Below are 23,554 nucleotides of genomic sequence, written 5' to 3'. Positions count from 1 at the left end.
GAAAGCCGCCCCGGGCGAGCGGTTTGCGCGGCACGGCCGCCGGCCCCGGGCACGTCACCGGGGCACCGCGGCGGACTATCCGGCGGAGTGTGCCGGGTCGCCGAGCTGGCTTGCAGCTGCGGCCTTCACGGAGCGCGCCGGAGGAGAAGGGCTCGGCGCGCCCCGCCCACCGATTGAAGCAACCCGGCAATCGGGTGGACGACTGGTTCCGGACACCAGCCACAGGACCCTCCGCTGGATGATCCGACAAGAAGGTTCACGCTTACCCAACTGGCATTTACGATGCGACTGCGCCGCCAGCCCTCTCATCTGCGAGTAGGCCGGGGGGCGACGCACCAAGGCGACACCCGGGCGAGAGCGAGCGAGAGATGATCGTCGGCGACCTGCTGCACCTCGACGACCTGTCCATCCGACTGGCCTGGGGCACCCCGGACCTGCTCGACCGCCCGGTCACCGGCGTCAGCTCCACCGACCTCCAGGACCCGGCGCGCTACCTCCAGCCCGGCGAACTCGTGCTCACCGGCCTGGTCTGGTGGCGGCCCGCCGACGACTCCGGCGCGCTGCGCTTCGCCACCGCGCTGCGCAGCGCGGGCGTGGCCGCCCTGCTGGCCGGCGAAGGCACCCACGGCAGCATCCCGGACGGCCTGGCCGAGGCCTGCCGCACCCACGGCATCCCACTGCTCGCGGTGCCCGCCGGGGTGAGCTTCCGGGCCGTCACCGACCGGGTCTACCTGCGGCTCTGGGGCGACCTGCGGGCCGGGGTACAGGACACCGCGGCGATCCCGGAGGCCGTCCGGAGCGAGCTGCTCGACCTGGTCCGCACCGAGGCCGGGCCCGGCGAGGTGCTGGCGCACGCGGTCGGCCGGCTCGGGCTGCCGGACTGCACGATCAGCACCACCGGCGGCCGCCCGATCGCCGGCGGGCCACCGCCCGCGCCGCCCGCCGGGCGGGCCGGTCGCGGCGGGGTCGGGCTGCCGGTCGGCCCGCAGGACGGCTCCCCGTTCGACGGCTGGCGACTGCGGGCCCACCCCCACACCCCCGCGGTGGAGCCGGTGCTGCAGTGCCTGGCCGAGCTGCTCGCCCCGCTCGCCGCCCGCACCCGGGCCGCGTCCGGCGCCCGGCGCCTGGCCGCCGGACGGCTGCTGGACGCGCTGGCCGACGACGGCGGGCTCGCCGAGCCGCTCGCGGCCTGCGGGCTGGGCGAGGCCGGTCCGCTGGTCGCGGTCACCGCGCGGATCGAGCCCGGCCGGGCCGGCGACGAGCCGCCGGCCGACTGGGCGGCGCGCGCGCTGGCCGAGGCGCTGCATCCGCTGGGCGTGCCGTACGCGGCGGGCACCGACCGCACCGGGGCGGGCGCCGCCCTGGTGGCCGCGCCCGCCGAACGGGTCGCCGAACGGCTGCGCCGGGCCCGGCCCGCCCTGCAGGCCGCACTGACCGGCCGGCGCACCCTGCGGATCGGCGTCGGCCCGGCCGCACCGCCCGCCCCCCAGCCGCTGCGCGCCGCGCTGGTGCAGGCCCGGTACGTGCTGGCGGGCGCGGCCGGCCCGGTCGGCAGCGCGGCCGAACTGGACTCACTGGACGGGCTGTTGCGCGGCATCCCGCCCGAGGTGACGGCCGCCTTCCACGCCCGGCTGCTGGCCCCGCTGACCGCCCACGACGCCGAGAACGCCGTCTCGCTGCTGGGCACCCTGGCGGTGTTCCTGGACCTCGACGGCTCCTGGGCCCGGACGGCGGAGTCGCTGCACATCCACGTCAACACCGTCCACTACCGGATCCGCCGGATCGAGGAGCTGACCGGCCGCAACCTGGCCCGGCTGCGGGACCGGCTGGACCTGCGGGCGGCGCTGCTGTGCGCGCCGGGGCCGGTGGGGGCCGCGCGTCAGACCTCGTCCAGCTGAAGCGCCCGGCGCACGTACTGCGTGTAGAACAGCTCGAAGCCGATCAGCACGGTGTCCTCGCCGTCCCGGCACTCGACCACGTCCCAGTGCTTCTTGATCGCCGCCGGGTCGCCCTCGCGCCACTTGCGCACCTCGACCAGCCCCAGGCCGCCGACCGGCAGGTGGCGGGCCAGCGCACTGGTCTCCCGGACCGGCGAGATCGCCAGCGCGGTGAGCGAGAGGTGCAGGAAGGCCGCCTCCGGGCGGCAGTAGGGACGAGGGCCGATGACGCAGCCCTCGAAGACCAGCACCCGCCCCGCCTTGAAGATCTGTTCGTGCGTCTGCGTCCGCTCCCCCGCACCCCCGGGCGTCAGGGCTGCCACCACCACGCCGATGATCTCGTCGAGCATCTCTCCCCCTCCATCGCTTTCGCGTCCGAACCATTCGATCACGGACGGCCCAACCCGTGGCACCCCGCCCGGGAACCGGCGGAAGAATTCTTCGCGGCGGGTGTCGATCCGGCACCGGCCCGATCGACGCAGGGGTGAGCGGCGGGGAGAGGCCCCGCCCGCAGGACCGAGGAGTCACCATGCCGCGCTTCATGACGCTGATCCGCATCGACGAGAACGCCCGCGACGGCTGGGAGCCCGACCCCGGGTTCGAGCAGCGGATGGGGGCGCTGTTCGAGGAGATCACCAGGGCCGGGGTGATGCTGGAGACCGCCGGGCTGACCCCGACCGCCCAGGGCACCCGGGTGACCTGGAACGACGGCAAGGTCGGCTACACCGACGGGCCATTCACCGAGACCAAGGAGGTCGTCGGCGGCTACGCCATCCTGCAGTGCAAGGACAAGGCGGAGGCGCTGGAGTGGACCCGGCGCTTCCTGCAGACCCACCCGGCGCACTGGCAGGTCGAGGCGGAGGTCCGGCAGATCGACGAGATGCCGCAGCCCCCGAAGTAACAGCCCCCGCAGCAACAGCCGCCGTGGCGCCGGAACACGCCCCGGTTGCCTCCCTCTCCGCCGGCTGCTCTGATGGGTGGCCGTGACGGAGAGGGATGCGGTGGCGGCCGTCGAGGCGGTGTTCCGGATCGAGTCCGCCCGGATCATCGCCGCGGCCGCCCGGATCGTGCGGGACGTCGGGATCGCCGAGGAGCTGGCGCAGGACGCGCTGGTGGCCGCACTGGAGCAGTGGCCGCGGGACGGCGTACCGGACAACCCGGGCGCCTGGCTGACGGCCACCGCCAAGCGGCGGGCGATCGACCTGGTGCGCCGCCGGGAGGTCTACGCCCGCAAACTCGCCGAGGTGGGGCGGTCGTTGGAGGACGCGCCGCCGCCCGAGCCGGTGGAGCCGTCCGGGCCGGAGGACATCGACGACGACCTGCTGCGGCTGATCTTCACCGCCTGCCACCCGGTGCTGTCGGCGCGGGCCCGGATCGCGCTCACCCTGCGGCTGCTCGGCGGCCTGACCACCGCGGAGATCGCCCGCGCCTTCCTGGTGCCGGAGCCGACGGTGGCGCAGCGGATCGTCCGGGCGAAGCGGACGCTGGCCAAGGCGCGGGTGCCGTTCGAGGTGCCGTACGGCGCGGACCGGGCGCAGCGGCTGTCCTCGGTGCTGGAGGTCATCTACCTGATCTTCAACGAGGGTTACTCGGCCACCGCCGGGGACGACCTGCTCCGCCCGCAGCTGTGCGAGGACGCGCTGCGGCTGGCCCGGGTGCTGGCCGCGCTGGCGCCCGCCGAGCCGGAGGTGCACGGGCTGGCCGCGCTGCTGGAGTTCCAGGCCTCGCGGACGGCCGCCCGCACCGGGCCCGACGGGCGGCCGGTGCTGCTGGCCGAGCAGAACCGGGCGCGCTGGGACGGGCTGCTGATCCGGCGTGGCTTCGACGCGTTCCAACGGGCGGGCACCGGGCCGTACTCGGTGCAGGCCGCGATCGCCGCCTGCCACGCCAGTGCGCGGCGGTACGAGGACACCGACTGGGCGACGATCGCCGCGCTGTACGGGCGGCTGCTCGCCCTGTCGCCCTCGCCGGTGGTGGCGCTGAACCGGGCGGTGGCCGTCTCGATGGCCCAGGGACCGGCCGCCGCGCTGGAGTTGGTGGACGCCCTGGCGGCGGAGCCGGCCCTGCGCGACTACCACCTGCTGCCGAGCGTGCGGGGTGATCTGCTGGCCCGGCTGGGGCGGGCGGCGGAGGCACGGGCGGAGTTCGATCGGGCGGCGGAGCTGACCCGCAACGAGCGGGAGCGCGAGCTGCTGCGGGAGCGGGCCGCCGCACTGCGGGGAAACCGGGGCGGCTAGGAAGTCTCGTCCTGGCGCAGCCGGGCGCTGACCGCGCCGAGGCCCTCGGCGAGCACGGCCAGCTGCTCGCGGGTGAGCACGTCGATCAGCAGCTCGCGCACCAGGGCGACGTGCCCGGGTGCGGCCTGGCGGATCATCTCCCGCCCCTGATCGGTGAGTTCGGCGATGACGCCGCGCACGTCGCTGGGGCAGGAGCGGCGGCCGACCAGGCCCATCCGCTCCAGCTGGGTGACCTGGTAGGTCAGTCCGCTCTTGGAGGTGACCAGCTTGTCGGCGAGTTCGGTCATCCGCAGCGAGTCGCCCGGGGCGGCGGACAGGTGCACCAGGATCTCGTACTGCTGGTGGGAGAGGCCGGAGTCCTCCTTGAGCTGGCGCTCCAGCCGCCGGTTCAGCAGGTTGCTCGCGACGACGAAGCCCCGCCAGGCGGCCATCTCGTCCCGGTCGAGCCAGCGGGGTTCGTTCAGTGAGGACATGGGTGAAGCCTACTCCTGTTGTTCAAATTCGAACGAAGGTGTACCGTCAGTAGCAGAGATTCAAATTTGAACTACTTGCCCCAGGGCTCCCGACCGACCCCGAGGAGGACGCCATGAGCGCCGCGGCCCCCGAGCGCATGCCCGCCCTGTACCTGTCGCACGGCGCGCCGCCGCTCGCCGACGACCCGATCTGGCCGGGCGAGCTGGCCGCCTGGTCCGCCGAGCTGCCGCGCCCCAAGGCCGTCCTGATGGTCTCCGCCCACTGGGAGGAGGCCCCGCTGGCCGTCGGTGCCGTCACCGCCGTGCCGCTGGTCTACGACTTCTGGGGCTTCCCCGAGCACTACTACACGGTCCGGTACACCGCCCCCGGCGCACCGGACCTGGCCGAGCGCGTGCGCAAGCTGCTGCGCGCCCCGGGCACGCCCGTCCAGGACATCCCCGACCGCGGGCTCGACCACGGCGCGTACGTGCCGTTGGTGGAGATGTTCCCGGAGGCCGACATCCCGGTGCTGCAGATCTCCATGCCCACCCTGGACCCCCAGCGCCTGCTGGAGATCGGCCGCCGGCTCGCCCCGCTGCGCGAGGAGGGCGTGCTGATCATCGGCAGCGGCTTCTTCACCCACAACCTGCGGGCGCTCAGCAGCGACGGCCGGATCAGCTCGGTGATGGCCGAGTTCGACGACTGGGGCAAGCGCGCCCTGGACGCCCACGACCTGGACGCGCTGCTCGACTTCGAGCACAAGGCCCCGGCCGGGCGGCTGGCCCACCCGCGCACCGAGCACTTCGCCCCGCTGTTCGTCACCCTCGGTGCCGGAGAGGCCGATCTCGGCAGCCAGCGCAGCGTGATCGACGGGTTCTGGATGGGGCTCGCCAAGCGGTCGATCCAGCTGGGCTGAACGGGTCAGAGCGGGCACCGGCACACAGCGCACGACATCACAGGGCGCAGCAGGTGAAGCGCTCGCCGATGTGCTCGGGCTGCTCGATCTCGTCCACCAGGGCGACCGCGTAGTCCGGCACCGAGATCCAGCTGCGCCCCTCGCCGTCGGTGAGCAGCTGCTCCAGGCCGGTCCGGTAGCGGCCGGTCCGCTCCCCCGGGCCGATCTCGGCGGCCGGGCTGAGCACCGTCCAGCGGATGTCGGAGACGGTCCGGTAGTAGTCCAGCGCCGCGCCGTGGGCGTGCATGATCTGCAGGATCGGCTCCGGCAGGCCCGGGATGTCCCAGACCCGTACCCCCGGCGCGGTCTCCAGGCTGCCCGCGCCGCCGACCGCGACCAGCCGGGGTGCGCCCTCGACGAGCGAGCGCAGGCCCTCGACCAGGGAGCGGGCGGCGGGCTCGATCAGCGCCAGGTGGCCCGGGCCGTCGCCGCCGCCGACGGCGCTCACCAGGACGTCCCGGCCGGCCGCCACCCGGGCCACGTCGGCCGGATCCAGCACGTCGCCGCGCTCCACGGAGGCGGCCCCGCCCCGGTAGCGGTCCGGGTCGCGGACCACCGCGGTGACCTCGTGCCCGCGTGCCGCGGCCTCCGCGACGACGGCGCTGCCGATGGTGCCGTTGGCGCCGATCACGGCGATTCTGGCCATGGGGTACCTGCCTGGTTCTCGGGGACGGCCTCGCTGGAGTCAGACAGGGTCGATTATCGGACGAACCCTCGGCAGCGGCCCACGCACGCACCCGACGGAGGCACTGCCCCGATGCACCGGGCGTGCGGAAGCGAACGGCCGCCCGCCGGGTCCCCGTGGACCCGGCGGGCGGCCGCTGACGGGGCTCAGGCGGCGCCGGTGGCGACCCGCTCGGCGTGGCTGCGCTCGACGCACAGCTCGTTGCCCTCCGGGTCCGCCATGGTGACCCAGCCCGTGCCGTCCGGGCGGCGCTGGTCCGACACCACGGTGGCGCCCAGGGCGAGCAGGCGCTCGACCTCCTCGTCCCGGCTGCGGTCCTGCGGCTGGAGGTCGAGGTGGACCCGGTTCTTCACCGACTTGCCCTCGGGCACCCGGATGAACAGCAGCGAGGCACCGGCGGAGTTCACCGCCGCCTCCTCGTCGCCCGGGTTGTCGTCCTCGGCCAGGGTGCCGTCCAGCACCTGCGCCCAGAAGCCCGCGAGCGCGTGCGGGTCGGCGCAGTCGATCGTCACGTGTCGTACAAGAGAAGCCATGCGCTCACTCTGACCTGTGTGGTTCGGTCACGTCCAGGGCTTTCCGGGAGTGCCGGTGACCGTCCAACGGGTACGGCGGGTAGGCGGGAACGATCTCCGTCAAGGTGTAGCCGCTCTTCTCCGCGACCCGGCAGGAGGCGTCGTTGTCGCCCTCGTGCAACAGGTCGATCCGGCGCAGGCCGTCCTCGGCGAAGGTGGCGAAGGCCCACCCGGTGAGCGCCTCCACCGCGCGCGGGGCCACGCCCCGGCCGCGCGCCTGGGCCGCCGTCCAGTAGCCCACCTCGGCGCGCTCCCCGCCCGGGGCACCGCGCTTGAGCACCACGTTGCCGACCAGTTCACCGGCTTCGAGGACGGCGAAGGAGTAGCGGGTGCCCGCCGCCCAGCCCTCGTACTGCGTGTTCAGCCAGCGCACGGCCTGCTCGGCGCCGGCCACCGGGTTGCGGATGAAGCGGCGCAGCGTCTCGTCCCGGTGGGCCTCGATCAGGGCCGGTGCGTCGGCGTCCTCGAAGGGACGCAGCAGCAGGCCGTCCGCCGTCGGATAGCCGGTCACGGTGACGGTGCTCATCGGAGGCCCTCCTGGCGGCGGAGGGTGTCGGGCTGCTGGTCAGTCATGGGTGGCCTCCCCCTGGGTTCGGAACCGGGCACGGTGATCCTCCTGACGGACGGTCCTCGGCTGCCGCTCGGTTGCGGGCCCGGCTTGACCCTGACGCTGGCGGCAGGGTCGGAGAGTGCTCCACATGAGCGACGAGAACGTGGTGGAGCAGCGGGTCGTGGTGGTCACGGGGGCCGGGACGGGGATCGGGCGGGAGACCGCGCGCGCCTTCGCGGCCGAGGGGGCCCGGGTGGTGGCGGTCGGCCGGCGGGCGGAGCCGCTGGCGGAGACGGCGGCCGCGCACCCGGGGCTGATCGAGCCGCTGGTCGCGGACGTCACCGGGCCGGACGCTCCGGAGACGATCGTCGGGAAGGCCCTGGAGCGGTACGGGCGGCTCGACGTACTGGTCAACAACGCCGGCATCGTGCAGAGCGGGCAGGCCGTCGGCGGCTACCAGCGGGCGGGCATCGAGACGCTGCTGGCCACCAACCTGGTCGCCCCGGTGCTGCTCGGACAGGCCGCGCTGCCGGCGCTGGGCGAGAGCCGGGGGGTGGTGGTCAACGTCAGCACGGCCGTGGGGCAGCGCGGTTGGCCGAACAACGCGGTGTACGCGGCGGGCAAGGCGGCACTGGAGACGATCACCCGCAGCTGGGCGGTCGAACTGGCCCCGCGCGGCATCCGGGTGGTGGCGGTGGCGCCCGGGGCGATCGACACCCCGATCGGCGAGCACTCCGGGTACGGCCCCGAGCAGTCGGCGGCGATCCGTGCGTGGCAGCTCCGGCACACCCCGCTGGGCCGGATCGGCCGGCCCGCCGAGGTGGCCTGGGCGATCACCCAACTCGCCTCACCGCAGGCCTCGTTCGTGACCGGCGTAGTGTTGTCGGTGGACGGGGGCGCGCTGGTGGGCTGACATGAACGGGGGCGCGGTAGGGGTGCTGATCGGTGAACTGGCACGGCGGACGGGCAGCACGGCCCGGGCGCTGCGGCACTACGAACAGGCCGGGCTGATCGACTCCGAGCGGGCGGCCAACGGCTACCGGGAGTACGGGGAGCCGGCGGTCGTGCGGGTGCGCAACATCCGCGCCCTGGTGGCCGCCGGGCTCACCCTGGAGGACCTCCGGCCGCTGCTGGGCTGCCTGGACGGGGACGTGCTCTCCCGGCCGCCGTCCGAACGGGTGCTGGGGATCGTCCGGGAACGGCTGGCGGTGCTGGAGCGCCGGATCGCCGCTCAGACCGAGTCCCGGGACCGGCTGGTCGCGGCGCTGGCGGCGGCCGGAGGCCGGCCACGGGAGGGCGCCGGGGACCACGCGGCAGTGTGCTCGGGAGGGCCCCGGGGCGAGTGACACCCCCGATCGGGGGTGTGCAGGAAACCGACCAGGGGGGACAGTGGGCGCATGCAGATTCCACTCTCCGTGATGGACTTCCTCGACCGGGCCGAGCTGGTCTACGGCGACCGGGTCGGCATCGTCGACGAACCGGTGCAGCCGGCCGAATCCTGGGGCGAGCTGAGCTACCGGCGGGTCGCCGAACTCGCCCGGGCCCAGGCGGCCGGGCTGGACCGGCTCGGCGTCGGGCCGGGCGAGCGGGTCGCGGTCGTCTCGCACAACTCGGCCCGGCTGCTCACCTCCTTCTTCGGGGTGAGCGGGTACGGCCGGGTGCTGGTGCCGGTCAACTTCCGGCTGCGGGCCGAGGAGGTCGCGTACATCGTCGAGCAGAGCGGCGCCTCCGTCCTGCTGGTCGACCCCGAACTCGCCGACGCGCTCGACGGGGTGGTGGCCAAGCACAAGTTCGTGATCGGCGCGGACAGCGACGCCCTGCTGTACGACTTCGACAACGCGCCCCGCCGGTACGCGATCTCCGAGAACGACACCGCCACCATCAACTACACCAGCGGAACCACCGCCCGCCCCAAGGGCGTTCAGATCACCCACCGCAACGCCTGGCTGAACGCGACGCTGATGGCCCTGCACTACGGCGCGAGCGACCGGGACGTGTACCTGCACACCCTGCCGATGTTCCACGCCAACGGCTGGGGCCTGCCGTTCGCGATCACCGGGCTCGGCGCCCGGCACATCGTGCTGCGCAAGGTGGACGGCGCGGAGATCCTGCGCCGGGTCGAGCGGCACGGGGTGACCTGCCTGTCCGGCGCGCCCGCCGTGGTGCAGATGGTGCTGGACGCGGCGGCCGACTGGGACGGCCCGGTGCCGGGCCGGGACCGGGTGCGGATGATCGTGGCCGGCGCGCCGCCGCCCACCTCGGTGGTGCAGCAGGTCGAGGAGCAGCTGGGCTGGGAGTTCATGCAGCTCTACGGCCTGACCGAGACCGCCCCGATCGTCACGGTCAACCGTTCGCGGGCCGAGTGGGACGCCCTGCCGGCCGCCGAGCGGGCCGAGAAGCTGGTGCAGGCCGGCGCCCCGGCGCTGGGCACCCAGCTGCGCGTCGACGCGTCCGGCGAGGTGCTGGTGCGCTCCAACACCGTGCTGGACGGCTACTGGCGGCAGCCGGAGGCCACCGCCGAGGCGCTGCGGGACGAGTGGTTCCACACCGGCGACGGCGGCACCCTCACCGACGGCCAACTCACCATCTCGGACCGGAAGAAGGACGTCATCATCAGCGGCGGGGAGAACGTCTCCTCGATCGAGGTGGAGGACTGCCTGTACGGCCACCCGGCGGTCGCCGAGGTCGCGGTGATCGGGGTGCCGCACGAGAAGTGGGGCGAGACGGTCAAGGCGCTGGTGGTGCTCCGGGACGGCCAGGCGGCCGTCACCGAGGCGGAGTTGATCGCGCACTGCAAGCAGCGGCTGGCCGGGTACAAGTCCCCGACCTCGGTGGAGTTCCGGGACGCGCTGCCGCGGACGGCCACCGGGAAGCTGCAGAAGTTCCGGCTGCGCGAGCCGTACTGGAGCGGGCGGGAGTGCCAGGTCAACTAGCCAGGGCCGTTCCCGGGAGCCGGGCCCCGGCGGGGTGTCACGGAACCTCGCCCTGCCGGGTCCGTCCTCCAGGAAACTCCGCATGCCGGTCTCCCGGTCCGGCCCTAGATCGTTCGAACCGGGCCGGGCGGGCGGGCGGTCGTGTCCAGGAGGCCGAATTCGCGTGCCTTGAGGGCGAGTTCGGTGCGGTTGCGGACGCCGAGCTTGTGCATCGCGGACTTGAGGTAGCCGGTCACGGTGTTGCGGGTGAGGCCCAGGTGGGCGGCGATCTCCGGGTTGGTGCGGCCGGTCGCCGCCCAGCGCAGCACCTCGTGTTCGCGCCGGGTCAACGGCCTTTCCGGGGCGGCCGGTCGGGGCTTCTCCCGGCCCCAGGCGGCGGCTCCGGCGAGCGCCCGGCTGGCGGCCGCCGCCAGCTTGCCGACGGCCGAGATCCGGACGTCGCCGAACGGCACGACGGTGCGCAGCGAGGCGTACACCACGCCGTGCACGGTGTCGCCGTCCACCAGCGGGACGGTGAGCATCGCGTACAGGTCGTCGGCGGCCACGGCCGCGTCGTACTGGTGCGAAATGGTCGTCGCCGCGCGGTAGTCGGGCACCCAGGTGGGGGCGCGCTCGGCGAGTGCCCGACCGCCGAGGCCGAGGCCGGCCGGGACGGGCACGTCGTGCAGCAGGTCCGCCCGGGTGCCGGCCCAGTGCCGCAGCACCATGCCCTCGCTGCCGGGACGACTCCCGGGCAGCGGCTCGGGCACGCCGACCAGGCCGACGTCGGCGCCGCACTCGGCCACCACCCGGCGGGCGAGGTCGCCGAGCACGGCGTGCCGCACCAGTTCGGCGGCGCGCGCGGCGAGTTCGGGGTCGTCGGGTCGTACGACGCCGCCGGGCCGTACGACGTCGTCGGGTCGCACACGGTCGACGGGTTGCGCAAGATGGGGGTCCGCAGCCCTGGTCATCGCGGAATTGTCACACGTGGTGGGGCCGGTGGCGAGAGTCCTGACGTGCGTGTTTCGTGGAGTGGCGGGCGTCGGTGCGGGTCAGGGCATAGGGTGCGGGCGCGGGGCTACCGGCGGGTAGCAACCGCGGGCGGCAACTGCCACGGTTCCTGTTCAACTGCAGTCGGAGGGAAAGCCGATGACCGACCCGAACGCCGCGGGCGACGTCCTGCGGGGCCTGCTGGCCGACCTGCGGGCCGAGAGCGCCGTCCTGGACGCGCTGGTGGCCGAGCTGCCGGCCGACGGCTGGGCCGGCCCCACCCCGGCCGAGGGCTGGACGGTCGCGCACCAGATCGCCCACCTGGCCTGGACCGACGACTGGACGACACTGGCCGCCCGCGACCCGGAGGGCTTCACCGCGGCGCTCGGCGGCACCTTCACCGCCCTGCTCGCCGCCGGGGCCGACCCGGTCGAGGAGGGTGCCCGGGAGGGCGCGGCCGCCGACCCCGCCGCCCTGCTCGCCCGCTGGCGGACCGGCCGGGCCGAGGTGCAGGCCGCCCTGGCCGCAGCCCCCGCCGACCGCCGGCTGCCCTGGTTCGGCCCGCCGATGAAGCCCGCCTCGATGGCCACCGCCAGGCTGATGGAGACCTGGGCGCACGGCCAGGACGTCGCCGACGCGCTCGGCGTCACCCGGGAGCCCACTGCCCGGCTCCGGCACATCGTCCACCTGGGGCTGCGCACCCTGGGCTTCGCCTTCGCGGCTCACGGGCTGCCCGCACCGGGGCACCCGGTGCGGCTCGAACTGACCGCGCCCGACGGCAGCCCGTGGACCTTCGGCCCGGCGGACGCGACGGACGTGGTGACCGGCCCGGCCCTGGACTTCTGCCTGCTGGTCACCCAGCGCCGCCACCGCGACGACCTCGCCCTGACCGCCACCGGCCCGGTCGCCACCGCCTGGCTGCCGATCACCCAGGCCTTCGCCGGCGCCCCCGGCAAGGGCCGTGCGCCGGCCGCCGGAGCCTGAACGGTCCCGGGCGGGTACGCGCATAGACTGCGAGTCGGCCGAATGCACAGACCGGAGGAGGCACCATGAGCTTCTACGAGCGGCACCGAGACTTCGTGGAGGAGGTGCTGCGGACTGCCCCCGACGGTGTTCGCGTCGAATGGTCGGGCGACACACTGATCATGCAGGCGGCTCCGTCCAACATTCACCAGCTGAACATCGCACTCGTCCAACGGCAGTTCGAGCGCCACGTCCCGGACGACTACGCTTTCAGCGGCTACAGCGCGCTGACCACCCCCGACGTGACGAAGGAGCGCAACCCCGATCTGACCTACCTTCCGATCGCTTCTTTGGCCCAGCCGGGCAACACCACCCCCGCCGAGGAGGCCCTCGTCGCGGTCGAGGTGGTCTCACCGTCCAACCCGGGGAACGACTGGGTGGACAAGCTCCGCGACTACGCGGTGATGGGCATCCCGCTCTACCTGATCGTCGATCCGCTGGAGGGGGTGGTCACGCTGTTCTCCGAACCGAACCGCGACCGCTACCACGTGCGGCACGACCGGAAGTTCGGCGACAGCATGCGCATCCCCGATCCGTTCGACTTCGACCTGGACCTGAGCGGGCTGGTGCGCTACCCCGACTGAGCGGCGCGAAGGTCAGAGGCCGATCCGGAGCGGGGTGAGCCGGGTGGCGATCAGGTTGGTGGCGCCGCGGTCGCGTTCGACGTGGCCGTGCACCAGCAGGCCGGCTCGGTCCAGGGCGGTGCGGCGCTGGGACTCCCAGACCGGGCGGTTGCAGATCACGTTGATCAGGCCGGTCTCGTCCTCCAGGCTGAGGAAGAGCACCCCGCCGGCCGTCGGCGGCCGCTGCCGGTGGGTGACCAGGCCGCCGACCACCACCGCCGTTCCCGGTGGCACGTCCGGGAGTTGGTCGGCGCGGAGCGCGCCGCCGCGGTCCAGGTGGGCGCGCAGGTGCTGGAGCGGGTGGCTGGTGGCGGAGGTGCCGGTGGCCCACAGGTCGGCGATGGTCTCCTCCACCGGGCTCATGCCGGGCAGGTCTGGCGCCTCGGTGCCGGGGGTGGTACCGGGGAGCAGATCGGCCGTGATCCCGGCGAACGCCCCTGCGGCCCACAGGGCCTGACGTCTCGTCAATCCGAAGCAGTCGAAGGCGCCGGCCGTCGCCAGTGCCTCCAGGACGGGTGCGGGCAGGCCGGTGCGGCGGGCGAAGTCCTCCAGGTCGGCGTACGGCTGTCCGGCCGCGATCGCCTCGGCCTGCGGGGTGCCGATGCCGCGCACCGTCTCCAGGCCGAGCCGGATGGCGGGTTGCGGGCGTCCGGCGGTCAGCGGCGGCTTGGGCGTCGGGCCCCGGTACGGTTCCAGGGTGGGACGCGGACCGCTGGCGTTGACGTCCACCCCGCGCACCCGGACGCCGTGCCGCCGCACGTCCGCGACCAGGCTGAGCGGGGAGTAGAAGCCCATCGGCTGGTTGGCCAGCAGGGCGCAGGTGAACGCCGCCGGGAAGTGGTACTTGAGCCAGGCGCTGGCGTACACCAGGTAGGCGAAGCTGATCGCGTGGCTCTCCGGGAAGCCGTAGTTGGAGAAGGCCTCGATCTTGCCGTAGACGTCCTCGGCCACCTCGGCCGGGATGCCGCGCTCGGCCATCCCGGTGAGCAGCCGCTCGCGCAGCCGGGCGACCCGCTCGTGCGAGCGCTTGGCGCCCATCGCCTGGCGCAGCCGGTCCGCCTCGGACGGGGTGAACCCGGCGCAGTCGATGGCGAGTTGCATCATCTGCTCCTGGAACAGCGGCACCCCGAGGGTCTTGCCGAGGGCGTTCTCCATCAGCGGGTGGGGGCAGCCCGGCGGCTCCACCCCGGCGCGGCGGCGCAGGTACGGGTGGACGGAGCCGCCCTGGATCGGGCCGGGCCGGATCAGCGCGACCTCGACCACCAGGTCGTAGAAGTGGTCGGGCTTGAGCCGGGGCAGGGTGGCCATCTGCGCCCGGGACTCGACCTGGAACACCCCGACGGTGTCGGCCCGGCGCAGCATCCCGTACACGCCCTTGTCGTCGTCCGGGATGGTGGCCAGGTCGTAGCGCAGGCCGTGGTGTTCGGCGACCAGGTCGCAGGCGTCGTGCAGCGCGGCGAGCATGCCGAGGCCCAGCAGGTCGATCTTCACCAGCCCGGCGCCGGCGGTGGACTCCTTGTCCCACTGCAGCACGGAACGCCCGGGCATCCGGGCCCACTCGGTCGGGCAGATCTCCCCGATCGGCTCCTTGGTGAGCACCATGCCGCCCGAGTGGATGCCCAGGTGGCGTGGCAGGCCGTGGAGTTGGGTGGCGAGCGAGAGCACGTCGGCGGGGATGACGGCGTCCGCGCCGGGGGCGGAGCGGAAATCGGTCTGCCGGCTGAAGGCGTCCACCTGGCCCTGCGGGTAGCCGAGCACCCGGGCGGCGTCGCGGATCGCCAGCCGGGGCCGGTAGGTGATCACGTTGGCGACCTGGGCGGCGTGCTCCCGCCCGTAACGGCGGTAGACGTACTGGATGACCTCCTCGCGGCGGCGGTTCTCGATGTCCAGGTCGATGTCGGGCGGGCCGTCCCGGGCGGTGGAGAGGAAGCGCTCGAACAGCAGCTTGTAGTGGATCGGGTCGACGGCGGTGATCCCGAGGGCGTAGCAGACCGCCGAGTTGGCGGCCGAGCCGCGGCCCTGGCACCAGATGTCCTGGCTCCGGCAGAAGTCCACGATGTCGTGCACGATCAGGAAGTAGCCGGCCAGGTCGAGGTCCTCGATCACGTCCAGCTCCTTGCCGAGTTGGCGGCGGGCGGCGGCGTTGCCGGGACCGAAACGGGCCGGGCCGCCGGCCGCGACCAGGGCGCGCAGGTGGCTGATCTCGGTCTCGCCCTCGGGGACGGGGTAGCCGGGCAGTTCCGGGTCCAGCTTGGCGAAGTCGAAGGCGCAGGCCCGGCCGAGTTCGGCGGTGGCCCGCTGCACGCCGGGGAAGCGGGCCAGTCGGGCGGCCATCTCGCGGCCCGAGCGCAGGTGCGCGGTGCCGGCCGCCCGCGTCCAGCCGACCGCCTCCTGCAGGGTGCGGCGTTCGTGCAGGGCGGCCAGGCTCTGCGCGAGGCGGCCCTGGGCGGGGCCGGCGTGGTGGGCGTTGGTGGAGGCGATGACGGGCAGCCGCAGTCCGGCGGCGAGCGCGGCGAGGGCGTCGTTGCGCCGGTCGTCGCCGGGCAGCCACTGGTCGATCAGCTCGACGTGGACGTTCTCGTGGCCGAACGCCTCGGTGAGGGTGCGCAGTCGCCGCTCCGCTTCGCTCTGGTCGGGCAGCGCGGCCGGGACCCGGCCGAGGCGGCAGCCGGTGAGCACCGCCCAGTGGCCGTCGTGCGCCCCGGCCAGCGTGGCGAGGTCGTACGCCGGGCGGCCCTTGGCGCCACCGGCCAGTTGGGCGGCGGCGATCGCGGCGGAGAGGCGGCGGTAGCCGGCCGGGTCGCGGGCGAGGACCAGCAGGTGTTCGGTGTCGCCTTCGCGGCTGATCGTCAGTTCGGCGCCGAACGCGGTGGCCACGCCCGTCCCCCGGGCCGCCTCGGCGAGCCGCACGGCGCCGTACAGGCCGTCGTGGTCGGTGATCGCCAGGGTCTCCACGCCCAGTCGGGCCGCCTCGGCGACCAGGTCCTCCGGGTCGCTGGCGCCGTCCAGGAAGCTGAAGGCGGAGTGGACGTGCAGCTCGGCCCAGGGTTCGGCGGTGTCGGGGGTCTCGGACTGTGCGGCAGGGTGCTCCTCGACGGGGCGGCGCAGCGGGACGACCGTGCGGTCCGGCGCGGCGCCGGTCATCCGGCGGTGCAGCTCGCTCCAGGGGAGGGTGGGGTGGCTGGTGAAGCCCATCGGGGGTTGCCTTCGTCGTTCTCGTGCTCGTCCTGCTCCCCCCTGCTGCGGGTTCTCGGGCCGCCAGGGCCCGTCCGGCTGATCCTGCCGGACGGGCCGCTAGTCGTAGTCGGCCTCCAGGTACCACGCACCCCCCTCCACGGTGAGCAGCAGCGCCCGGCCGCCGTCCACCACCATCTGGAACCGCGCCCGGCGGCGGGCGAGCGACTGGTCCCACCAGTACTCGACCGCCGGCCAGGGCCCGGTCCAGCCCGCCACCCGCTCCTCCCGGCCCCGGACCACGACCAGGGCCGGCCGGGCCGACACCCCCGCCCGGCCGTCCACCGTGACCGGCCGGCCGTCCTCGTCCAGCACCCGCACCGGGGCCGGCTCGCGCAGCACCACGGCCGGCCAGAGGTCCGCCGACCGCTCCGCCAGCCGCCCCGGCCAGGGCGCGTCGGCCGGGGTCGCCGCCTCGTACGGCTCGCCCCACGGCACCCTGACCTGCTGCTCGCCGGGGCCTCGCCCGCCGGCCGGCTCGATCCGGCGCAGCCCGGCGTGCCCGAGCACCGCCTGCACCCGGGCCACCGCGCGCTCCACCCGGTCGTCCGCGACGGCCTGGCCCCACAGGGCGAGCTGGCGGCCCTGGTCCGGGGAGAGGCCGTCGGGGGCGAGGCGGAGCAGGGTGAAGCCCGTCTGATCGCCCTGGTCGCTGGTGAAGGTGCCCATGCCCTGCCAGGCCTGGAGCTGCCAGCGGACCCGCTCGGCCAGCGCCGTCGCGGACAGCCGGCCCTCGTGCCGCCACAGCCGTGAGGCCGTCCGACCGTCCGCGCAGGCCACCTCGACGGCCACCCGGCGGCAGGTCAGCCCGGCCCCGGCCAGTCGCTGGTGCAGCTGCTCGGCCAGCGTGCGAGCGACGAACACCAGCGGCTCGGCCAGCGGCTCCGGCGGGTCGAAGCGCTGCTCGACGGCGAGGTCCGGCTCCTCGTCGCGCGGCACCAGCGGGCGCGGCTGCAGGCCGCGGGCCAGCCGGTGCGCGACCGTCCCGGCCGGGCCGAAGCGGTCCGCGACGGCCTCGGGCGGCAGCGCGGCGAAGGCCCCGACGGTGGGCAGGCCGAGCCGCCCGAGCAGTTCGGCCAGCGCCTCGTCGCCCAGTGCGCCCACCGGATAGGGGGCGAGGAACTCCGCCGTGCGACCGGCGGGGACCAGCACCCCGGCGCGGGCGGCGAGCACGGCGGCGAACAGGCCGTCGGCCACGCCGATCTGGGCGTGGGGGGTGGTCCGGGGTGGTGTCGGTACGGCCTCGGGTGTGGGGGTGGCGGGGTCGGGGTCGGGGTCGGGGTCGTTTGCGGTTCCGGTCCCGGGGTCGGTCCCGGGCACCGTCACCGCGCCGGGGACGGCGTCCGGGACGGGCGGCCGTTCGAGGGCCTCCGTCACCGCCGTGCCGACCAGGGCCGCCAGTGCCTCCTCCCCGCCGAAGTAGCGGCCCGGACCCTTCACCGGGATGGCGCACAGGCCCGGGCGGATCACCTCCACCCGGGGCGTGAACGCCTCCACCGCCGCGACCACCGGCTCGAAGCGGCGGGCCTCCGCCTCCGGGTCGCGGTCGCGCAGCTCCAGCTCCGGACAGAGCCGCTGGGCCAGCTTGAGCCGCTGCCCCTGCCGCACCCCGGCCACCCGGGCGCCCGCCGAGCAGGCGAGGATCCGCCCGTCCTCGGTCACTGCCACCGGGTCGTCGCCGGTGACGGCCACCACCGGCCAGTCCGGGCACCAGACCACCAGCACCCGGGGGGTCCTGCCGTCGCCGGAATCGCCGGACGTCGTCGGCGCGGTCGGCATCGTCGGCGTGGTCGCTGTGGTGGGCGTGGTCGGCACGATCGACATGTCAGACCACCGCCGCCACGAGTGGTGCCGCCGGTTCCACCGGCCCGGCCACGGGCTGTGGCTGTTCCCGGACCGGATGCTGGTGGACCGGGCGCACCGCGCCGTGCTCGTCCGGCAGCCAGAGCCGGGCCGTCCGGCCGCGCACCGCCGAACCGCGCCCCTCGGCCACCACCTCCACCTGCCGCCCGGCGAGCTGCCCGTAGCCGTCCCCCAGCCCGAACCAGCGCCCGGACCGCACCCCCAGCCGCAACACCGCGCCCGGCCACGGCCCGGCCACCAGCAGCACGCAGCCGCTGCGCCGCAGCACGGCGGCCAGCCGGGTGGCCAGCTTCGGGGGCACCGGCCCGTCCGGGCGCAGCATGATCAGTTCGACCGCGCCGGCCAGCACCGACACCACCTCGGGCCAGTGCGACCCCGGGTCGTCCGCGACCAGCAGGCGGCGCAGGTCCAGCCCGTACCCCTCGGCGGCGGCGAGCCCCAGGTCCGGCAGCCCGATCGCCGCCGCCCAGCCGCCCTCGGTCTCCCGCACCCCGGCGGCCAGTGCCAGCAGCAGTCCGGCGTCCCCGCCCGCCACCGACACCGCCGTCCCCCGCCGCAGTCCGCCGTCCGGCAGCACCTCCCGCAACGCGGGTGCCACCGGTACCAGCCCGCGCCCCGTCGCCGCCTGCCCGTCCTCGGGCACGGCAGCCGTCAGCGCCACCGGCCGCAGCGCGGGGCGTTCGGGCTGCTCAGCAGCAGATTCGAAAACAGATTCGAAAACGGGCACAGCCCCAGGATCGAACATCCGTTCGCAAAGATTCAAGTCCGCCACATCGCTCCGACCCGTCACGCTCCGTGTCGGATGCGCCGAACGCGGGACGGCGTTCGCCCGGCCGGGCTACCGACAAGCATTTTTTCCTTGACAAATTTTTTTGTCGGTTGGACGCTGGAAGGGTGCTGGACATCGCCGTGATCGAAGAACCCGCCGCGGCCGAGGCCTCCCTGGACCCGATCCGGTCCCGGATCCTCGCCGCCCTGACCGAACCCGGCTCGGCCGCCATGCTGGCCGGCCGCCTGGAGCTGCCCCGACAGAAGGTCAACTACCACCTGAAGGAACTGGAACGGCACGGACTGGTCGAACTCGCCGAGGAACGGCGCAAGGGCAACGTCACCGAACGGGTCTACCGCGCGACCGCCGCCTCCTACGTGATCTCCCCCAGCGTCCTGGCCGCCGTGAGCCCGGACCCCTCCCGCTCCCCCGACCAGCTCTCCGCCCGCTGGCTGCTCGCTCTGGGCTCCCGGCTGGTGCAGGAGGTCGGGGCCCTGCTGACCGGCGCGTCCCGGGCCAAGCGGCGGGTCGCCACCTTCGGCATCGACGCCCAGGTGCGGTTCGCCTCGGCAGCCGACCGGACGGCCTTCGCCGAGGAACTCTCCCGGACCGTGGCCACCCTGGTCAGCCGCTACCACGACGAGTCCGCCCCCGGGGGCCGCAACCACCGGGTGGTCGTCGGACTGCACCAGATCCCCGCACCCCACCCCGGAACCGAACCGGCACCCGGGCCCGATCAGGAGAAGGAGGACCGGACATGACCCACCCGTTCGAAATCGAACTGGAGACGACCCTCCCGGCGAGCCCGGAACAGGTCTGGGAGGCGATCGCCACCGGACCGGGCATCGACTCCTGGTTCATGGGACGCAACGAACTCGACCCGCGCGAGGGCGGGACCGCCACCATGGAGACCGGGGGCCACCGCGAGGAGGCCCTCATCACCGCCTACGAACCCGGCAGGCGCCTGGCCACCCGCACGACCACCGCCGAGGACGGCCGGTTCATGGCCTTCGAGTACCTGATCGAGGGGCGGGACGGCGGCAGCACCGTGCTCCGCGTCGTCCACAGCGGCCTGCTCGGCGACGACTGGCAGGACGAGTACGACGCGCTGCGCCGCGGCTGGCCGTTCCACCTGCACACCCTCCGCGAGTACCTCACCCACTTCCCCGGGCGCACCGCCCTCCCCGTCTTCGCCGCGGCCCCGGCCGCCGGACGCACCGACCCGGAGGTCCGGAGCGCCCTCGCCCACGCGCTCTCCCTGCCACTCCCGGTCACTGTGGGTGCCCGGGCCCACGCCGAACCGGCCGGGCTGCCGCCGCTGGACGGCGAGGTGGTCCGGGCGGACGACGAGCGCTTCGAACTCCGCACCGCCGACGGGCTCTACACCTTCCACCACGGCGGCGGACTGGTGCTGATGTTCCATCACCTCTTCGGGCCGTCACCGGACGGGGCCGAAGCCGCCTGGCAGCAGTGGCTGGCCGGGCTCCTCGCCGCCTGACGCACACCCGCACTACCCGACATCCACAGACCCACGAGAACCGAGGAACCACTCATGCGCACCCTGATCAGCACCGCCTTCATCTCGCTCGACGGCGTCGTCGAGGCCCCCGGCGGCGAACCCGGCTACCGGAACTCCGGATGGACCTTCAAGGACGTCGAGTTCCTCCCCGAGGCGTACGAGATCAAGGGACGGGAGCAGGAGGAGGCCACCGCCATGCTGATGGGCCGGGTCAGCTACCAGGCGTTCAGCCCGGTGTGGCCGGACATGGCGGAGTTCGCCCGCTACAAGACGATGCCGAAGTACGTCGTCTCCACCACCCTCACCGAGGACGACCTGGTCCCGAACTGGGGCGAGACCACCATCCTGCGCTCGGTCGACCAGGTCGCCGCCCTGAAGGAGACCGAGGGCGGCCCGATCATCCTCCACGGCAGCGCCGCCCTGAACCAGAGCCTCTCGGACGCCGGCCTGATCGACCGCTACCACCTGCTCGTCTACCCCCTGCTGCTCGGCGCCGGCAAGCGCCTGTTCAGCGCCACGGACAAGGACGCCCAGAAGCTGAGGCTGGTCGAGCACGAGGTCTACGGCAACGGCCTGCAGAAGCAGGTCTTCGACGTCGTCCGCTGACCGGGCGTTCCCGCCGCGCCGGAGGCCGCCGGTCCCATCGCGGGCGTGGGACCGGGCAGCCGTTCTTCCTGATGGCCAGTCAAGTCTGCCGGACGGCAAAACCGGTGGACAGGATCCCGGCGGTCAACAGACTGAACCCATGACGACGAGTGACGACAAGAACGACCTGCAGATCTACGTCCAGGATGCCCGTGACGCCCTGATGTGGAAGCTGGACGGCCTCTCCGAGTACGACCTCCGGCGGCCGCTCACCCCCACCGGAACCAACCTGCTGGGGCTGGTCAAGCACGTCACCGGGGCCGAGGCCCTGTACCTCGGCGAGACCTTCGGACGCCCCTTCCCCGAAGAGACCCCGCTGTGGATCATCGGCACCGCCGAACCGAACGGGGACCTGTGGGCCCGGTCGGACGAGAGCACCGAGGAGATCCTCGGACGCTACCGCCGGGTCTGGGCGCACTCGGACGCCACCATCGCGGCGCTGCCACTGGACACGATCGGCCAAGTCCCGTTCGGCAACCGCGCGAAGCAGACCCTGCACCGGGTGCTCGTCCACGTGATCGCCGAGACCCACCGGCACGTCGGCCATGCCGATCTGGTCCGCGAACTCATCGACGGCGCCACCGGCCAGCGCTCCGACGGCGCCAACACGGCCCCCGGCGACACGGCCTGGTGGCAGGCCCACCACGACCGCGTGGAACAGGCCGCCCGGCAGGCCGGCGGGCTCGCCTGACCTCGGGGCGCCATACGGAAATCCGTAGGGTGGCGGGCATGACGGATGTGGAGCAAGGGGCCAAAGACGGGACCGGGGTTCCGCTCGGTTCCGCGCGCTAACTGCTGGGCGAGCTACGGGAGTTCGGGTTGAGCGGGACGGCCGTCGAGATGGCCTGGTGGCGGGTGCGGCTGGGAGGTCGGGACAGTCAGCAACCTCTCCACCGGCTACTGCCCGGACGTCGCCTCCTGGCCGGCCGTCGCCGCGGCCCTCGACCGGCTCGGGCTGCCGCATCCGGGCGGCTTCACCCAGGCCGTGGTGTTCCGCCGCTGCCCGGACTGCCGACAGTGCGGCATCGTCCGGGATGGGCACTACGTCTGCGTGTTCTGCGACGCGGACCTGCCGGAGCGGTGGAACGTGGAGGAGGGGGTGCTGCCGTAGGGCCGGTCGGGGTGCCATCTTTTGATCGGCTGGTGGCACCTGCTGCCGCCTGCTGCCACCTACTGATCGACTTGTGGCGCCTGCCGGCCGGCTGCCGACCGTCACCGGCCGGCGAAACCCCCCGTGGCGCTGTCGGGTCGGCCCGCTAGGGTCGGGTGGGTCAGGGGGACGGAACGGCGAAGGGTGGGGCACGTGGGGTGTGTGCGGGTGTCCGGGGTGCCGGGCGGGGTGGTTCACGAGGGGAGCCGGGAGTTCCTGGTGCGGGAGGGGCTGCCCGCGGCCGGGGCGTTCCTGGACTTCGGGGCGCTCGACGGCGGGCCGCTGAGGGCCTTCCCGACCGCCGGGGCGGAACGGCTGTTCGTCCTCGGGGAGACGGACTACTGCACGCCCTTCGCCGCCATCGGCGACCTGGTGCTGCTGGACGGGACCACCGGCGAGGTGTACCTGGGCAACGGCGGCCCCCGGCGGGACCGGCTGGCCTCCGACCTGGCCGCGCTGGCCGCACTGGTGCGGGAGATCGAGTCGGTGGGCGAGGCGGCCCGGCGGCCGGAGTCGCTGGACGGACGTCGCGGGCCCACCGTGGTGGCCGAGGTGATGGCGGCGGCCGAGCAGCGGATGCGGGAGATCGACCCCCGACTGTTCGAGCGCGACACCCCGCCCGCGCACTGGGGGACGGCACTGCTGGTGCGGACGCTGGGCTGGGGCGCGCTGCCCGGCGGACCGGACGGGCCCGCGTACGAGGTCGGCGCGGAACTGGTGGCCGAGCTCGCGGCGCTCACCGACGAGGACGGCGGCGCGGGCCTGGTGCACCGGTTCCGGCCGGAGGGGCTGCCCGCCGCCCTGGTGCACGAGCCGACCCGGCGGCTGCTCACCGAAGTCGGGCTGCCGCTCGGCGGGGCGATGTTCGGGGTGTGCGAGGAGCCGCTGGTCACCATGGCGGAGGCGTACCCGGAGTACTTCGACGGTGAGGAGGAGCGCCCGTACCAGCGGGACTTCCTCGCGCTCGGGGACTGGCCGACCGACCTCACGATCGCCCTGGACGGCGCCACCGGCCGGCTCGAACTGCCGGACTGGTACGACGACGGCCAGCCCGAGGCCTACCTCAACCGCGACCTGTCCGCCCTGCTCTACGCGCTGTGGACGTACGCACGGCTGCGCGCCGAGTGGGAGCGCTGGGAGCACGGCCGGGGCCGGGACACCTGGGTGGTGTTCGACCCGCAGTCGCTGCTGAGCACCGTGGTGGACCGGCTGGTCGAGGGCGTCGACCCGGAGGCCTTCGCCTCGCCGGGCCGCTCCTGGCGACTGCTCGCCGAGGACGGGCACCTGGGCGGGCTGCTCGGGTGAGCTGCTGAGCTGCGGGGCGGGGCCGTGTCGCTGTTCCGTGCTGCTGTGCCGTTCCGCTGTGCTGCTGCTCCATGCCGCTGTTCCGTGCCGCCGTGCCGTGCCGCTGTTCCGTGCCGTGCCGGGCTGTGATCC

The 23,554-nt window shown here is 74.2% G+C and carries 24 protein-coding genes; 15 read left to right on the top strand and 9 right to left on the bottom strand.

The annotated features are described in order from the left end of the window. The first annotated feature begins 368 nt into the window (after positions 1-368). The gene (locus tag ACIG5E_RS07655) at positions 369-1,898 is read left to right on the top strand and encodes a PucR family transcriptional regulator (protein WP_396532231.1); all 1,530 of its coding nucleotides are present in this window, start codon (positions 369-371) and stop codon (positions 1,896-1,898) included. Here the strand turns inward: ACIG5E_RS07655 and ACIG5E_RS07650 are convergent. Further along, positions 1,880-2,287: a hypothetical protein gene (locus tag ACIG5E_RS07650; protein WP_396532230.1), complete on the bottom strand. Its 408-nt coding sequence runs from the start codon at positions 2,285-2,287 to the stop codon at positions 1,880-1,882. The two genes, ACIG5E_RS07655 and ACIG5E_RS07650, sit on opposite strands and share 19 nt — an antisense overlap. A 179-nt stretch (positions 2,288-2,466) precedes the next feature. On the opposite strand from ACIG5E_RS07650, the gene ACIG5E_RS07645 reads away from it, so the two are divergent. Continuing rightward, positions 2,467-2,838 (top strand): YciI family protein, encoded by a 372-nt coding sequence (locus ACIG5E_RS07645; protein ID WP_396532228.1) that lies wholly within the window; start codon positions 2,467-2,469, stop codon positions 2,836-2,838. Between the two features lie 82 nt (positions 2,839-2,920). Next, positions 2,921-4,174 carry an RNA polymerase sigma factor gene (locus ACIG5E_RS07640; protein ID WP_396532227.1) on the top strand — a complete coding sequence of 418 codons (1,254 nt, stop codon included), beginning with the start codon at positions 2,921-2,923 and terminating at the stop codon, positions 4,172-4,174. Here ACIG5E_RS07640 and ACIG5E_RS07635 read toward each other — a convergent pair. Beyond that, positions 4,171-4,638, bottom strand: coding sequence for a MarR family winged helix-turn-helix transcriptional regulator (locus ACIG5E_RS07635; RefSeq protein ID WP_396532285.1), 468 nt, complete (start codon positions 4,636-4,638; stop codon positions 4,171-4,173). The genes ACIG5E_RS07640 and ACIG5E_RS07635 overlap by 4 nt on opposite strands. A gap of 122 nt (positions 4,639-4,760) precedes the next feature. Between ACIG5E_RS07635 and ACIG5E_RS07630 the strand changes: the two genes are divergently transcribed. Then, positions 4,761-5,543 carry a dioxygenase gene (locus ACIG5E_RS07630; protein ID WP_396532226.1) on the top strand — a complete coding sequence of 261 codons (783 nt, stop codon included), beginning with the start codon at positions 4,761-4,763 and terminating at the stop codon, positions 5,541-5,543. Positions 5,544-5,580: 37 nt separating this feature from the next. Here the strand turns inward: ACIG5E_RS07630 and ACIG5E_RS07625 are convergent, their stop codons facing one another. The 3 genes from ACIG5E_RS07625 to ACIG5E_RS07615 all read right to left on the bottom strand — a co-directional run bounded on the left by ACIG5E_RS07625 (position 5,581) and on the right by ACIG5E_RS07615 (position 7,365). Then, positions 5,581-6,228 (bottom strand): NAD(P)-dependent oxidoreductase, encoded by a 648-nt coding sequence (locus tag ACIG5E_RS07625; RefSeq protein WP_396532225.1) that lies wholly within the window; start codon positions 6,226-6,228, stop codon positions 5,581-5,583. Positions 6,229-6,413: 185 nt separating this feature from the next. After that, complete coding sequence (locus ACIG5E_RS07620) at positions 6,414-6,800, bottom strand: VOC family protein (RefSeq protein ID WP_396532224.1); 387 nt, start codon at positions 6,798-6,800, stop codon at positions 6,414-6,416. 4 nt (positions 6,801-6,804) lie between these two features. Then, on the bottom strand, positions 6,805-7,365 hold the full coding sequence (locus ACIG5E_RS07615) for a GNAT family N-acetyltransferase (protein WP_396532223.1): 561 nt from the start codon (positions 7,363-7,365) through the stop codon (positions 6,805-6,807). Positions 7,366-7,537: 172 nt separating this feature from the next. Here ACIG5E_RS07615 and ACIG5E_RS07610 point away from each other — a divergent pair, with 172 nt between their 5' ends. Genes ACIG5E_RS07610 through ACIG5E_RS07600 form a run of 3 tightly spaced genes read left to right on the top strand, consistent with a single transcriptional unit; the run spans position 7,538 to position 10,322 of the window. Next, a complete protein-coding gene (locus ACIG5E_RS07610; RefSeq protein WP_396532222.1) occupies positions 7,538-8,302 on the top strand; it encodes an SDR family NAD(P)-dependent oxidoreductase in 765 nt (254 codons plus the stop codon). 1 nt (position 8,303) lies between these two features. After that, a complete protein-coding gene (locus tag ACIG5E_RS07605; RefSeq protein WP_396532221.1) occupies positions 8,304-8,735 on the top strand; it encodes a MerR family transcriptional regulator in 432 nt (143 codons plus the stop codon). Between the two features lie 51 nt (positions 8,736-8,786). Continuing rightward, positions 8,787-10,322 carry an AMP-binding protein gene (locus ACIG5E_RS07600; protein ID WP_396532220.1) on the top strand — a complete coding sequence of 512 codons (1,536 nt, stop codon included), beginning with the start codon at positions 8,787-8,789 and terminating at the stop codon, positions 10,320-10,322. Between the two features lie 104 nt (positions 10,323-10,426). Here ACIG5E_RS07600 and ACIG5E_RS07595 read toward each other — a convergent pair whose 3' ends face one another. After that, positions 10,427-11,227, bottom strand: coding sequence for a LuxR C-terminal-related transcriptional regulator (locus tag ACIG5E_RS07595; RefSeq protein WP_396532219.1), 801 nt, complete (start codon positions 11,225-11,227; stop codon positions 10,427-10,429). Positions 11,228-11,450: 223 nt separating this feature from the next. On the opposite strand from ACIG5E_RS07595, the gene ACIG5E_RS07590 reads away from it, so the two are divergent. Both ACIG5E_RS07590 and ACIG5E_RS07585 read left to right on the top strand, forming a co-directional pair. Next, entirely contained in the window at positions 11,451-12,275 is an 825-nt protein-coding gene (locus ACIG5E_RS07590) for a TIGR03084 family metal-binding protein (RefSeq protein ID WP_396532218.1), read from the top strand. A 65-nt stretch (positions 12,276-12,340) separates the two neighbouring features. Beyond that, positions 12,341-12,898: a Uma2 family endonuclease gene (locus ACIG5E_RS07585; protein WP_396532216.1), complete on the top strand. Its 558-nt coding sequence runs from the start codon at positions 12,341-12,343 to the stop codon at positions 12,896-12,898. 12 nt (positions 12,899-12,910) lie between these two features. On the opposite strand, the gene ACIG5E_RS07580 is transcribed toward ACIG5E_RS07585, so the two are convergent. The 3 genes from ACIG5E_RS07580 to ACIG5E_RS07570 all read right to left on the bottom strand — a co-directional run bounded on the left by ACIG5E_RS07580 (position 12,911) and on the right by ACIG5E_RS07570 (position 18,761). Then, entirely contained in the window at positions 12,911-16,132 is a 3,222-nt protein-coding gene (locus tag ACIG5E_RS07580; RefSeq protein ID WP_396532215.1) for an error-prone DNA polymerase, read from the bottom strand. Positions 16,133-16,231: 99 nt separating this feature from the next. Then, positions 16,232-17,995, bottom strand: coding sequence for a DNA polymerase Y family protein (locus ACIG5E_RS07575; RefSeq protein WP_396532214.1), 1,764 nt, complete (start codon positions 17,993-17,995; stop codon positions 16,232-16,234). A 1-nt stretch (position 17,996) separates the two neighbouring features. Further along, on the bottom strand, positions 17,997-18,761 hold the full coding sequence (locus tag ACIG5E_RS07570; RefSeq protein ID WP_396532212.1) for a hypothetical protein: 765 nt from the start codon (positions 18,759-18,761) through the stop codon (positions 17,997-17,999). 167 nt (positions 18,762-18,928) lie between these two features. Between ACIG5E_RS07570 and ACIG5E_RS07565 the strand changes: the two genes are divergently transcribed. The 6 genes from ACIG5E_RS07565 to ACIG5E_RS07540 all read left to right on the top strand — a co-directional run bounded on the left by ACIG5E_RS07565 (position 18,929) and on the right by ACIG5E_RS07540 (position 23,422). Beyond that, positions 18,929-19,564 carry an ArsR/SmtB family transcription factor gene (locus ACIG5E_RS07565; RefSeq protein ID WP_396532211.1) on the top strand — a complete coding sequence of 212 codons (636 nt, stop codon included), beginning with the start codon at positions 18,929-18,931 and terminating at the stop codon, positions 19,562-19,564. After that, the gene (locus tag ACIG5E_RS07560) at positions 19,561-20,301 is read left to right on the top strand and encodes an SRPBCC domain-containing protein (RefSeq protein WP_396532209.1); all 741 of its coding nucleotides are present in this window, start codon (positions 19,561-19,563) and stop codon (positions 20,299-20,301) included. The genes ACIG5E_RS07565 and ACIG5E_RS07560 overlap by 4 nt, the downstream gene beginning before the upstream one ends. A gap of 54 nt (positions 20,302-20,355) precedes the next feature. After that, positions 20,356-20,928 (top strand): dihydrofolate reductase family protein, encoded by a 573-nt coding sequence (locus ACIG5E_RS07555; RefSeq protein WP_396532208.1) that lies wholly within the window; start codon positions 20,356-20,358, stop codon positions 20,926-20,928. Positions 20,929-21,067: 139 nt separating this feature from the next. Beyond that, positions 21,068-21,658, top strand: a complete 591-nt coding sequence (locus tag ACIG5E_RS07550; RefSeq protein ID WP_396532207.1) for a DinB family protein — start codon at positions 21,068-21,070, stop codon at positions 21,656-21,658. Between the two features lie 294 nt (positions 21,659-21,952). Beyond that, complete coding sequence (locus tag ACIG5E_RS07545; RefSeq protein ID WP_396532206.1) at positions 21,953-22,078, top strand: hypothetical protein; 126 nt, start codon at positions 21,953-21,955, stop codon at positions 22,076-22,078. 228 nt (positions 22,079-22,306) lie between these two features. Next, the gene (locus ACIG5E_RS07540) at positions 22,307-23,422 is read left to right on the top strand and encodes an SUKH-4 family immunity protein (protein ID WP_396532205.1); all 1,116 of its coding nucleotides are present in this window, start codon (positions 22,307-22,309) and stop codon (positions 23,420-23,422) included. The last annotated feature ends 132 nt before the right edge of the window (positions 23,423-23,554 follow it).

The organism is Kitasatospora sp. NPDC053057 (assembly GCF_044546945.1).
In the GTDB taxonomy this organism is placed as follows: Bacteria; Actinomycetota; Actinomycetes; order Streptomycetales; family Streptomycetaceae; genus Kitasatospora.
The sequence above is the reverse complement of the archived record's forward strand: the minus strand, read 5'-3'. Positions and strand labels throughout refer to the sequence as shown.